Source organism: Halorhodospira halophila SL1, from assembly GCF_000015585.1.
GTDB lineage: Bacteria > Pseudomonadota > Gammaproteobacteria > Nitrococcales > Halorhodospiraceae > Halorhodospira > Halorhodospira halophila.
This window is the reverse complement of the sequence record NC_008789.1, coordinates 1,611,725-1,624,218: the sequence shown is the minus strand read 5'-3', so window position 1 is coordinate 1,624,218 and position 12,494 is coordinate 1,611,725. Positions and strand designations below refer to the sequence as shown.

Below are 12,494 nucleotides of genomic sequence, written 5' to 3'. Positions count from 1 at the left end.
TAAGAGCATAACACTTGCTGTGGACCGTGCGAGCGCCTGCTAGGTTTAGCAAAGGGCGCGCCGCGCGCCTTTCTGGCTGTTTGGAGCGTGCCCACTGTGAATGTACCCGCCCCCCTGCGCCTCGGTGTTCTCTTTGGCGACCCGCGTCTGCCCTACGCCTACGGTCCCTACGGGCGGATCGGCCCCCAGGAGCTGGAGGCAGCCGCGGAGGCCCGGCGGGTGCTGGCGGCGCTGCCCGGGGTGACCCTGCGCGTATTCGACGACCACGAGCGGCTGATCGACGATCTGCGCGCCGACCCCCCAGAGCTGGCCGTAAATCTGTGCGATAACGGCTACTGCAATCGACTGGAACTCGAGGCGAATATCCCGGCGTTGCTGGAGCTGTTCGAGATCCCCTACACCGGTACCGGGGGGGCTGCTATGGGCCTGAGCCGGGACAAGGCGGCGGTCCGTGCCCTGGCCGCCTCGCTGGGGGTAGCGGTGCCGGAGGAGCGCACCATCGACCTCAGCGACCCAACCCCGGCTCTACCCGAGCGTTATCCGGCGGTGATCAAGCCGAACGACGGCTGCGGCAGCATCGGCATGGAGCCGGATTGCGTGGTCGAGGACGCCCACCAGGCGCAGGCCTACCTGCGTCGGCTGGCAGGCTCGGGGGCCGCCTGGGTGCTTGCTCAAGAGTACTTGCCTGGCGCCGAGTACACGGTGGGGTTGGTCGGCAATCCGGCTACCGGGTTGCTGGTGTTACCGGCCCTGGTGGTCGACTACACAGCGCTGCCGCCGGAGCTGCCGCCGATCCTCTCCTACGGCTCCAAGGTCGATCCCGCCTCCCCGTATTACCAGGCCTTGCGCTTTGCCCCGGCGCAACTGAGCGAAGAGAAACGCTCCGCTATGGAGGTCGCGGCCCGGCGCCTGTTTGCCCGGGTTGGAGCCCGGGACTACGCCCGGGTGGACTTCCGCGAGGACCTGCGGGGCGTGCCCCGCCTGCTCGATTTCAACAACCACCCCTCCTGGGGACCGGACGGCAAGTTGGCGATGATGGCTGGGTATGCAGGCTACTCCTACGCCGACTTGCTGGAACGGATTGTCCGGGCTGCCCTGGACCGCTATGCGGCCAGTGGCCGGGTAATCGGCCGTCGCGACTAAAGCAGCTGCCGCGGGATCCATTCATCGTAGTGGCGGTGGAAGATGCGTTCCCCATTCTCGAACACCTCCAGCTCAGCGCTGACCCGAAAGTGCTCGACAGTTGCGCTCATACGGGTCTGGCATTCGATGCGCACGTCCCAGCCCGTGCGGTGCAGGCGGGCGTCCAGCTCGATCAGGGCCTGAGCCGAAAGGGGGTCGGACTCGTTGATGCGGAAGGACCTGCGGATGGTGTGGCCCACGGCCAGGTCGATCTCCTCGAGCCGGGCGAGGGCGGCCCCCTCCAGGTCGGCGGCGTCGCCAAAGGTGGTGTAGATCGTCTCGTTGGTGGTCAGGTCTTGGGCCACCGTACGGTGGGGATCGACCCACTCCAGGGCCGTGGGTTCTGCCCCCGGCCCGCGTTCGGGCGGTGCGAACGGGGGCAGTGCCTCGTCTGCCGGGTCGGGCGGCCGTTCTGGGAGTGTCAGGGTGCTGGCGCCGGTATGGACGGTCAGGGCGACGGACTCGGGCGACGGCCAGATCAGCGGCCAGTAAGCGGTTGAGATGCTGATCCGGACCGTGTGGCCAGCGGGGAAGGCGTAGGCGATGTCGTTCAGCGGGATGCGTACCCGGTACCGTGTGCCCGGCTGGAGGGGGCGGGGGTTGGCGTGGCCTTCCCGGTGGCAGAGATTGAGCGCACCGTAGGTCACCCGGGCGGACGTGCCGTCCGGCGCCACGTCGTTGAGACGCACGACGGCCATCGCCACCGGGCGGTCCACGGTGAACGCCAGGTTGACCTCGGGGCTGCCGAGGATCTCTAGCCGCTGGGATAGCGGATCGGAGTCGAAGACCAGGGATTTGCCGTCGTCCTCGCGCTGATCCAGCGGCCCTTCGCCCTCGGCGCCGTAGCCGTAGAACTCGCCGCCCTTGAGTCCGGTGGTCTGCGGCGAGCGCACGCGCACCGCGTCCTCGGGGGTATCGGGGGCCTCTCCCAGGGCGCCGACGTTCAGGTGCCAACGCCGCGGTCGGATGCGCCGGGAGGGCCACTGCGCCTCGGCGACCCAGCGCCCGGGCCGGTAGGCGAGGTGCGGCGAAGGGCGAACCCACTCCTCCAACCAGACTCGGAGCATGGGTTCATCCATGATCCCGGTCTCTGCGTCCTTGAGCCAGTGGTCCCACCAGCGCACGGCCTCCTGGAACATGCCGATGCGCGGCCCGGGCACCGCGGCGTGGGGGAAAGCGTGGGGCCAGGGGCCGATCAGCCCCTTGCGCGGGCAGGTCAAACCGGCCATCAGGCGCGGGATGGCGTTCACGTAGCCGTCGGACCAGCCGCCCACCGCATAGACGGCGCACTCGATGGCAGCGTAGTCCTCACAGACCGAGCCGTGGCGCCAGTAGTCATCGCGGTGCGGGTGTCGCATCCACACCGCCGGGAACAGGCGCAGGTGATCGAGCCTTTGCTGCCATATGGCCCGCCAGTCGGCGCCGGCAATGGCCGGGTCCGGGGGCCAGGCTGCCAGGCTGAAGAAGCTCGATCCCCAGGTCAGGTTCTCATTGAGCAGGCAGCCGCCCTTGTAGTGGGCGTCGTCGGCGTACCGGTCGTCGGTGGAGCACAGGGTCAGGATGGCCCGGAGCCCGGCCGGGCGTCGTGCGGCGACCTGCAAGGCGTTGAAACCGCCCCAGGAGAGGCCCATCATGCCGACGCCGCCGTCGCACCAGGGCTGCTCGCGGATCCAGGCGATGGCGTCCACCGCATCGTCCTGCTCCTGCGCCAGGTACTCATCCAGCACCACGCCTTCGGAGTCGCCGGTGCCGCGCAGATCCAGCCGTATCGAGGCGTAGCCGTGCCCAGCGAAGTAGTGGTGCAGCGGCTCATCGCGCAGTCGGGTGAAATCGCGCTTGCGGTACGGCATGTACTCGAGGATCGCCGGTACCGGCGTCTGTTCGGCCCCTTCGGGCAGCCATACGCGGGCCGCCAGGCGGATCCCGTCGCGCATCGGGATCCATAGGTTCTCGATCACCCGGATCGCCTCTGGGAAGTCCTCGACGATGCGCATGGGTCAGTCGTGACTCCGGTTGTGTCCGGGGGCAGCCGGTTCGGGGTGGCCCGTTGAGCCCAGGCCCTCGACACCGGCCTCAAGGAGTCGTTCGGTGGTGCGCACCAGGGTGCGAGCGACCCGGCAGGTCGTCTCAAGGGAGACGGATTCGTTGGGCGCGTGGGCCTCGTCGATGTCGCCGGGGCCGTAAATGACCGTCGGCACCCCGGCCAGGCGGACCCAGCCGGACATGTCACAGCCGTAGGGGGCTGCGGCGATGCGCGGCTCCTGACGGAACTCCTCCTCGGCGGCTTCGGCCAGGGTGCGGACCAGGGTGTGGTTCGGGTCGATCTGCGCCGAGCCGAACCCCGAAGCCAGGCGGCGGATCTCGGGCGGGTTGCGGGATAGCCAAGGGTCGTCGCGGATCGCCTCGGCGATGGCACGGCGAAAGCGGGCCTCGGCCTCCTCGATGGTTGTGCCCAAGGGGACACCGACGCGGACGAGGGCCTCCAGCGAGTCCATCACTGACGATGACCACAGTCCGCCGCGGATCGTGCCTACGTTGGTGGCGTAGGGCAGCGGGTGCACAGTCATCAGGGGGTGCTGCTCGGCGGCGTTCAGGGCCTGCTCATCCGCCCGCATGGCCTGATAGAGGGTGAAAAAGTGATCCAGCGCGCTCTCCCCCTGAAGGCGTTTGCTGGCGTGCGCCGCTTGACCGGGTACCCGGATCCGCAGAGACATGGCGCCGGCGTGGGCGACGACCAGCTCCGGGACGCCGTGCTGCACCGTTGGCTCGGGGATGATACAGGCATCGGCGCGCCAGTTGCCGCGGATGGCGGCCAGGGTGCCCAGGCCACTGTCCTCTTCGGCTGGGACGGCGGCGAAAATGACCCGACCGGGGAAATGGCGGTTGCCCTCGGCGAAGGCCTCGAAGGCGGCCAGCGCGGCCACCAGGCCGGCCTTCATGTCCGAGGCGCCGCAGCCAAAGACACGGTCGCCACGGGTGACCCCGGAGAAGGGTTCGTCCTGCCACAAACTGTAATCGCCCGGGGGTACGACATCGACGTGGCCGGTCAGCAGGACGCTCGGCCCCGGCTGCTCGCCGCGGACCACCCCGACCACCACCGGGGCCCAGGCGCGTTCCACCTCATGGCCGGGATAGCGCGGGTCCCGCTGTAGCGAGGCGATGCCGTCGTTCCAGTAATCGATCTCGGCGTCGTGCTGCTGAAGCCAGTTGGCGATGCGGGCCACCGCTGCATCCTCTTCTCCGGTGATGGAGGGGATGCGGATCAGGGAGACGAGCCGCTCGTGGATGCGCTCTTCATCGATATAGGCGGTACGTCGGACCATGCGTGCTCCACGGGTTCAGGGGCTACCATGGAGTATATGCAGCTGAGACCGACTTCACCCGAAGACTTGGATTTCGTGCGTGCCGTGGAGAGCGCCCCGGAGAACGCCGAATTCGTCGAGCAGTGGACGCTTGCCGAGCACCAGGCCTGCCTCCGTGCGTCCAGTTGCGCCCACTTCATCCTGGAAACGGGCCGGCCGCTACGGGCGGTGGGCTACGCGATCCTCCAGGACGTGGATCACCCCGACGGGACGGTGCTTCTTCGCCGAATCGCCATCGCCGGCAAGGGGCGCGGATACGGTCGCCGGGCGGTGCGGGCATTGGTCGAGTATGTCTTCACCGAACTCGGCGGGCAGCGCCTCTGGCTCAGTGTGCTCACCAGGAATCGCCGGGCGCTGCGCCTATATCGCGATCTGGGTTTTGCCGACGACCCACAGGCACCGCCGACGCACGGCTCGCGCATCCTGCTCCTTGAGCGCCGGGCCGAACGTCAGTAGTTGGTTGGCAGCGGCGCGGAGAAGCGGAAGTCGAGCTGCCTCATGATCGTCCGGAACTTGTCGTGGAGGTGCTGTTCGTCCTCGCCGCCGATAAACAGCTCGGCGATCTCGTAGCTGTAGCTGTCCTGGCCCCGTAGTTCGGAGAGCTGCATACCCTCGGCCACTGCAATGTGGATGGAGAGTTCCGGGTGGGTGAGCTGCAGAGCGTGGATCTGCGCCGGGTCGGGTATGCGCAGGACCCGAGCGTCGCCGTACACCCGCGGCATGAATTTCGCCGCCATGGGGAAGCGCCCCTCGGCGCGAGGAAATTGGGGTCGACGGCCCAGGCTTACGTCGATGGCGACCTCGTGGTGGGAGCTGCCCGTGGCGATCTCGAAGATCGGGCAGTGCGACTTGGAGATCCGTGGGTTGACCTCAAGCAACCAGATCTTGTCGACATCCTCGTCCCAGAAGAACTCCATGTTGAACGCGGTCTGATCGAGGCCGATGTGCGTCAGCAGGCGGCGCGCGTAGTCCTTCATCCGCTCCTGGACTGGTATCGGCAGGCTGGACGGGTACTGGTAGCTGACGAAGCTGACCTGGTTGGCCCCGCGCAGGGAGTCGAGGATGGCGTAGGTCACCACCTCGCCGTTGTAGACGTAGCCTTCGAGCGTGCAGAGGCGGCCCTGGATGATGCCCTCGGCCAGGGCCGTGGCGCCGCTCCCCGTCCGCGGCAGGCGTTTCGGGTTTTCAACAAGGTCGGTGAACGCCTGGAACGGCTCGGCGAAGGTGGGGATGCCCTGGGCGATGGCAGCGATGGCATCCTGGAACTGCGCGTCGTCCTCGACGCGGAAACCGAGCAGGGACGAGAAGGCCACCGCGGGTTTCAGCCAGAACGGGTAGCCGAGCTTGAGGGCGCCGAGCGGATCCTCGCCGTAGGGATCGATGGCCTGGAACGGAGGGGTGCACTCCGGCACGGACGCTTCACAGGCCAGGCGGTTCCAATACTTGTTCTCGCAAAGCAGGATGCTCTCCAGGGACGGCGTGGGAAGGCCGTACTCCCGGCGTAGGACGGGGACGATTGAAGTCGTGGGAAAGTCCCAGTGGCCGATGATCGCGTCCACGCGCGGGGCCAGATCGAGCGTTTGACGCGCATGATCGAGGATGGCCGGGATATCGTAGCGCTCAGGGAGCACGATGGCGCTGTATTCGGCCAGGGGATGGAATAGGTACCCCTCGCTGCCGCGCACGGTCTTGAGGTGTTCAAGGTGGAAATCGTCGAGTCCGACGACGTAGATATGCTTGCGATCGTCCATGGCGGCCCTCAACCGGACTTGCCGAAGGGCACGGTGCCCTAAGGAGGGAGCGTAGCTCAGAACGGCCGCGCTGCACGGATTAGCCGTCGCCGGTTGCCTCGATGCGCTCGAGCCGGGTGCGTTGGGCATGACGTTCGCTGCGGCGGTCAACAGTGCGGACGGGCAGCCCGGCCCAACCCTCGGCCATGTACCAGCGCACTGCCCGCTGCTGCCCTGGCTGCTGGCGGGTCAGGCGCACCGTGCGGAAGGTGCCGGGGTGGGCGCGCACGGTCTGTCGGCCTTCCACGCGGAAGACGACCTCCGAGATCTCGCCCTCTTCATCGACCACCTGGTGGGTGATCTCCGTATGGCGTGTCCCTTCCAGGGCCTCCTGCATCACCTGCCAGCGGTGGGTGAGCGGATCGAGTGCGTTGGCAGGCACGGCGATCTCGTCCTCTTCCAGCGCGGCCTCGTCGTCGGTAAAGCGTGCCGCGAGGGTGGTCTCCTCTTCGATGTCGTCGAAGGCGGTCTCGAGGTCGTAGTCCGCGCTCGGCTGGAAGACCGTCGCCGTGCGGACCTCGTAGGTTTCGGGGCGGGCGACGTCGCCCTCTAGATTGCCTTCACTGATCTCACGGGTGCGGCGGATGCGCCGATCCCCCCCGTGCTCGGCCTCGGCCGGGCGCTGGCGGTGTTCGCGGATGCGTTCCAGCCGGAAGGTGTCATCGGCCTCGAAGTCCCAGGTCACGGTCTCGTAGCCGCGCCACTCGCCCCCCTCCTGGATCCAGTAGCGGGCGCTGCCACTCTCGGGTAGCTCACCCGCCGCGGTCAGAGCCGGACCGAGGCCGATTAGCAACGCGATGGCGGCGCTGCGCGGGCGAAGCGGCAAAACGGACGATCGATGGGTCATGGTCCGGTCAACGTGGTTTTACGTGCCCTTGATATCGGCAGGTAGCCGAACGGCAAAAGGGGGTGTGAGTTGACGCCGCGGTCAGGAGTGCGCACAGTCGACCGGGATGTTGCACCGCGGCGCGCGGACCGCGCGCCGATCACTAGCGAGGAAGGCATGAAGATCCTGGTGACAGCTAAGCGGGTGATCGACTCCACCGTACGGGTGCGCGTGCGCCCCGACGGATCGGGTGTCGACAAGGCCCACGCCAAGATGGCGATGAATCCCTTTGACGAGACCGCCGTCGAGGAGGCAGTGCGCCTCAAGGAGGCCGGCAAGGCCAGCGAAGTGGTGGCCGTCACCCTCGGCGATGCCGGCAGCGAGGAAGTGCTGCGCACTGCTTTGGCCTTCGGTGTCGATCGGGCCCTGCGCGTGGAGAGCGACGAACCGCTGGAGCCCCTGGCGGTCAGCAAGGCCCTGGCCGCGCTGGTGGAGCGCGAGCAGCCGGATCTGGTGCTGATGGGCAAGCAGGCCATCGACGACGATAGCAATCAGGTCGGCCAGATGCTGGCGCAGCACCTGGGCTGGGGCCAGGCCACATTTGCGTGCGCCCTGGCGGTCGGCGGCGAGGAGCTGCAGGTCACCCGCGAGGTCGACGGCGGGCGGCACACGGTGGCGGTGCGCCTGCCCGCGGTGGTCACCACCGAGCTGGATCTCAACCAGCCGCGCTACATTAAGCTGCCGAACATCATGAAAGCCAAGAAGAAGCCCATCGACCGGGTGCCGCTGGCCGATCTGGGCGTGGACGGGGCGCCGCGCCTGGAACTGCTCGGGGTCTCGGAGCCGCCGCCGCGTGCGGCCGGTGAGCGGGTCGAGAGCGTGGCCGAACTGGTTGACCGTCTGAAGAACGACGCGCAGGTGATTTGAGATGAGTGTCCTGGTCTTTGCGGAACATGATGGCGCCCGGGTCACCGAGGCGACGCGACGGGCGATCAGCGCCGCCACCACCCTGGGCACGCCGGTCGATGTGGTGGTCGCTGGCGGCGAAGAGGCAGCCAGTGTCGCGGAATCGCTGGCCGTTGCCGGCGTCAATCGGGTGTGGCTGTGCCTTGGGGCGATCTATGCGGATCAGCTGGCCGAGCCGCTGGCCGAGCGGGTATCGAGGCTGATCCAGGATGAGGGTTATCAGGCGCTGGTTGCTGCCACCAGCACCCAGGCGCGGGACCTACTGCCCCGTATCGCGGCGGCGCTCGACGTCCAGATGCTCTCGGATGTCATTGCCATCGAGGACACCGAGACCTTCGTGCGCCCCATCCACGGGGGCAGCGTCCTGGCCCGCCTGCGCTGTCGAGAGCCGGTCAAGGTGCTCACCGTGCGGGCCACCCGGTTCGAGCGGCCGGAGGCGGGGGATCTGCCGGCCGTGGAGCGCCTCGAGGCGGGGACGGAGTCGGGGCCGACCCGCCTGCTGGAAGAGCACGGCAGCGCTTCGGACCGTCCCGATCTGGCCTCGGCTCGAGTGGTGGTCGCCGGCGGACGCGGGGTCGCCGATGTCGGGATCGAAGAGCTGGAGGCGCTGGCGGATCAGCTCGGTGCGGCCATCGGGGCCTCGCGCGGGGCCGTCGAGGCCGGCCTGCTGCCCAACGAGGCGCAGGTGGGGCTAACTGCCAAGGTAGTGGCTCCGGAGCTTTACATCGCCGCGGGCATCTCCGGTGCGATCTACCACGTGTCCGGGATGAAGGACAGTGGGGTCATCGTGGCGATCAACAAGGATCCCGAGGCGCCCATCTTCGAGGTGGCCGACTACGGCCTGGTTGCCGACCTGCGGGAAGCCCTTCCCGCGCTGCGCACTGCACTGGAGCAGGCATGAGCATGTACCGCGCACCGACTCGCGATCTGCGTTTCGTCATCGAAGAACTGATCGGCCTGGAGCGTTTTTCCGGGCTGCAGGATCTGGAAGAGATCACCCCGGATCTGCTGGAGGCGGTCCTCGAGGAGGCCGATCGGCTGGCCAGTGAGGTTTGGGCTCCGCTGAACCAGGTCGGCGACCGCCAAGGGTGCCGGATGGAGGGGGGCGAGATGCGTTTGCCCGAGGGCTTCACCGAGGCCTACCAGGCGTTTGTCGAGGGGGGGTGGAACGGCATCAACGCCCATCCGGAGCACGGCGGCCAGGGATTGCCCGAGGTCGTCGCTACGGCGACCCAAGAGATGTGGCACGGCGCCAATATGGCGTTGGCCCTGGCCCCCATGCTCTCGGCGGGGGCGACCGAACTGCTCCACCGCCACGGGGACGAGGCCCTGCGCGCTCGCTATCTGGGCAAGCTGGTCAGCGGGGAGTGGACCGGTACCATGGACCTGACCGAGCCCCAGGCCGGTTCCGATCTGGGGCAGGTCAAGTGCCGTGCGGTACCGGACGGCGACGCCTATCGCCTCTACGGTCAGAAGACCTACATCACCTGGGGGGAGCACGAGGCCGCCGAGAACATCATCCACCTGGTCTTGGCCCGGACCCCGGATGCCCCCGAGGGGCATCGCGGCATCTCCTTGTTCCTGGTGCCCAAGTACCGGGTGGCCGAGGACGGTTCCCTGGGGGTGCGCAACGACGTCCACTGCACCGCGCTGGAGCACAAGCTCGGCATCCACGGTTCGCCGACCTGCACCATCAGCTACGGGGACAGCGAGGGGGCGGTGGGCTACCTCGTCGGTGAGCCCTGCCGCGGCCTCAACCACATGTTCACGATGATGAACGAGGCGCGCCACAAGGTCGGGGTACAAAGCGTCGGCGTGGCCGAGCGGGCCTATCAGCAGGCGCTGGCCTTCGCCCGGGACCGAGTGCAGGGCCGCCGCCCCGGGGGCAAGGCGTCGGTGCCGATCCTCCAGCACCCGGATGTCCGCCGCAGCCTGATGACCATGCGGGCTCAGACCGAGGCCATGCGCGCGCTGGCGCTGCTGACCGCGGCAGAGATGGACGTTGCCGGGCACGCCGCCGACGCGGCGGCGCGCCAGAGCGCCCAGCGCCGGGTGGATCTGTTCACGCCGGTGGTCAAGGCGGTTGCCAGCGATCAGGCCGTGGAGATCACCTCGGTGGGCATTCAGGTCCACGGCGGTATGGGGTATATCGAGGAGGTGGAGGCCCCGCAGCTGTTGCGCGACGTGCGTGTTGCGGCGATTTACGAGGGCACCAACGGCATCCAGGCGCAAGACTTCACGCTGCGCAAGGTGCTCAAGGATGGCGGTGAAACCCTGGAAGCGGTGCTCGGCGAGGCCGACGAAACCGTTGAGGCGTTGCGTCGCGACCCCGACGTCGCCCCCCTGGCCGACGGGCTGGCGGAGGGGGTCGCCACGCTGCGGGAGAGTACGGCGCGGCTCCTGCAAGACGGCGCCGAGGATCCGCTGGTGCCCTTGACGGCGGCCACACCCTACCTGATGCAGGCGGGCTTGGTGCTGGGCGGCTGGCTGATGGGCCGGGCCGCCCTGGCGGCCCAGGCGGGGATCCGTGCGGGCTCCGGCGACGCCGACTTCTATGCAGGCAAGCTGCACACCGCGCGCTTCTACATGCGCCACATCCTGCCGCGGCTCCACGGCTATACACCGGCCATCCGGGGTGGCAGCGATGAGCTCGAGGCGATTGACGACGGCCATTGGTGAGGAGGCTCCGGTTTGGATCAGGAGGAACTTGAGCGCGAAACGCTGACCTACGACGTTGTCGTGGTCGGTGCCGGGCCGGCGGGGTTGGCGGCCGCCCTGGAGCTTGTGCGCGGCACCGATGACGGCTCGCCACCGTCGGTCTGCGTCCTGGAGAAGGGCGCGGCGGTCGGCGCCCACCTGATATCCGGTGCCGCCATCGATCCCCGCGGCCTCAACGAACTCTTGCCCGACTGGGCGGATCGCGGCGCTCCGCTCCGGGTGTCTGCCACTGAAGACAGCCTCCGCTACCTGACGCCGCGGCGTGCCGTGAAGTTGCCCACCCCCCCGCAGATGGAGAATCGTGGCAACTACGTCGGCAGCCTCGGCGAACTCGGGCAGTGGCTCGCCGAGCAGGCCGAGGCGGCCGGCGTCGAGATCTACCCCGGTTTCCCGGCCGCGGAGGTGCTCTACGATGACAACGGTGCGGTCTGCGGGGTGGCAACCCCGGATATGGGGCGACAGCCCGATGGCACGCCGGGGCCCGGGTTCGAGCCGGGCGTGGAGGTGCGGGCGCGGCAGACGGTCTTCGCCGAGGGGGCTCACGGGTCGCTGACCCAGCAGGTGATCGGACACTTCGACTTGCGGGCCGATGCCCAGCCGCAGACCTACGGCCTGGGGCTCAAGGAGATCTGGGAGGTTGCCCCGGAGCGCCACGCGCCGGGGCGGATCGACCATACGATCGGCTGGCCACTGGATCAGTTCACGTACGGCGGTAGTTTCCTCTACCACCTGGATGATCGCCGTGTTGCGATCGGCCTGGTGGTGGGGTTGGATTATGAAAACCCGTATCTGTCGCCGTTCGGAGAGTTCCAGCGTTTCAAGACCCATCCCTCCATCCGCCCCCTGCTCGAGGGCGGTCGGCGCATCGGCTACGGGGCCCGGGTCCTGCCCGAGGGCGGCTGGCAGAGCCTGCCACGGTTGAGTTTCCCGGGGGGCGTGCTGGCCGGTGACGCAGCCGGTTTCGTCAATGTGCCCCGGATCAAGGGCATCCACACCGCCATCAAGTCCGGCATGCTCGCCGCAGAGGCCGTTCGTGCCGCCCTGGAGGCGACCCGTGTCGAGGCCGAGGACCTGGATCGACGGGTCCGGGAGAGCTGGCTGCGGGACGAGCTCTACGCGGTGCGCAACATCCGTCCGGCGTTCCGCTGGGGGGTGCTGCCCGGTCTGGCCTACTCAGCCCTGGATACCTATCTCCTCAGGGGGCGTGCCCCCTGGACCCTGGGCCACGAACCGGACCACCAAAGCCTGCGGCCGGCGGCGCAGTGTCGACCCAAGGATGATCCCAAGCCGGACGGGGTGGTGACCTTCGATCGTACGGCCTCGGTGTTCCTCTCCGGCACCAACCACGAAGAGGGGCAGCCCTGCCATCTGGTGTTGCAGGACGCCGATCGGCTTGCCCGGGTGAACTGGGCGATCTATGCGGGGCCTGAGGTGAGGTACTGCCCGGCCGCCGTCTACGATTATGAGCTCGATGAGGCCGGGCAGCATCGCCTGCGCATCGACGCCATTAATTGCCTGCACTGCAAGGCTTGCGACATCAAGGACCCGACGCAGAATATCCGGTGGGTGGTGCCGCAGGGCGGGGACGGACCCAACTACCAGGGGATGTGACGTCGCTCGGGCTCCGGCAGTGGGGGGCGGCATCTCGAT

The 12,494-nt window shown here is 68.2% G+C and carries 10 protein-coding genes; 6 read left to right on the top strand and 4 right to left on the bottom strand.

Annotation, left to right across the window (positions count from 1 at the left end):
- The first annotated feature begins 96 nt into the window (after window positions 1-96).
- On the top strand, window positions 97-1,143 hold the full coding sequence (locus HHAL_RS07590; RefSeq protein ID WP_011814290.1) for a D-alanine--D-alanine ligase family protein: 1,047 nt from the start codon (window positions 97-99) through the stop codon (window positions 1,141-1,143).
- Here HHAL_RS07590 and HHAL_RS07585 read toward each other — a convergent pair.
- Window positions 1,140-3,176 carry a CocE/NonD family hydrolase gene (locus HHAL_RS07585; protein WP_011814289.1) on the bottom strand — a complete coding sequence of 679 codons (2,037 nt, stop codon included), beginning with the start codon at window positions 3,174-3,176 and terminating at the stop codon, window positions 1,140-1,142. The genes HHAL_RS07590 and HHAL_RS07585 overlap by 4 nt on opposite strands.
- 3 nt (window positions 3,177-3,179) lie before the next feature.
- The gene (locus tag HHAL_RS07580; RefSeq protein WP_011814288.1) at window positions 3,180-4,505 is read right to left on the bottom strand and encodes an ArgE/DapE family deacylase; all 1,326 of its coding nucleotides are present in this window, start codon (window positions 4,503-4,505) and stop codon (window positions 3,180-3,182) included.
- A gap of 27 nt (window positions 4,506-4,532) precedes the next feature.
- On the opposite strand from HHAL_RS07580, the gene HHAL_RS07575 reads away from it, so the two are divergent.
- Window positions 4,533-5,000 carry a GNAT family N-acetyltransferase gene (locus HHAL_RS07575; protein WP_011814287.1) on the top strand — a complete coding sequence of 156 codons (468 nt, stop codon included), beginning with the start codon at window positions 4,533-4,535 and terminating at the stop codon, window positions 4,998-5,000.
- Here the strand turns inward: HHAL_RS07575 and HHAL_RS07570 are convergent.
- A complete protein-coding gene (locus HHAL_RS07570) occupies window positions 4,994-6,295 on the bottom strand; it encodes an ATP-grasp domain-containing protein (protein WP_011814286.1) in 1,302 nt (433 codons plus the stop codon). The two genes, HHAL_RS07575 and HHAL_RS07570, sit on opposite strands and share 7 nt — an antisense overlap.
- A gap of 79 nt (window positions 6,296-6,374) precedes the next feature.
- A complete protein-coding gene (locus HHAL_RS07565) occupies window positions 6,375-7,181 on the bottom strand; it encodes a DUF3108 domain-containing protein (protein WP_011814285.1) in 807 nt (268 codons plus the stop codon).
- Between the two features lie 156 nt (window positions 7,182-7,337).
- On the opposite strand from HHAL_RS07565, the gene HHAL_RS07560 reads away from it, so the two are divergent.
- The 4 genes from HHAL_RS07560 to HHAL_RS07545 are packed head-to-tail and all read left to right on the top strand — an operon-like array spanning window position 7,338 to window position 12,455.
- Complete coding sequence (locus tag HHAL_RS07560) at window positions 7,338-8,087, top strand: electron transfer flavoprotein subunit beta/FixA family protein (RefSeq protein WP_011814284.1); 750 nt, start codon at window positions 7,338-7,340, stop codon at window positions 8,085-8,087.
- Between the two features lies 1 nt (window position 8,088).
- The gene (locus tag HHAL_RS07555) at window positions 8,089-9,027 is read left to right on the top strand and encodes an electron transfer flavoprotein subunit alpha/FixB family protein (RefSeq protein WP_011814283.1); all 939 of its coding nucleotides are present in this window, start codon (window positions 8,089-8,091) and stop codon (window positions 9,025-9,027) included.
- Window positions 9,024-10,805, top strand: a complete 1,782-nt coding sequence (locus tag HHAL_RS07550; RefSeq protein ID WP_011814282.1) for an acyl-CoA dehydrogenase — start codon at window positions 9,024-9,026, stop codon at window positions 10,803-10,805. The genes HHAL_RS07555 and HHAL_RS07550 overlap by 4 nt, the downstream gene beginning before the upstream one ends.
- A gap of 12 nt (window positions 10,806-10,817) precedes the next feature.
- Window positions 10,818-12,455, top strand: coding sequence for an electron transfer flavoprotein-ubiquinone oxidoreductase (locus tag HHAL_RS07545; protein WP_011814281.1), 1,638 nt, complete (start codon window positions 10,818-10,820; stop codon window positions 12,453-12,455).
- Window positions 12,456-12,494: the final 39 nt, after the last annotated feature.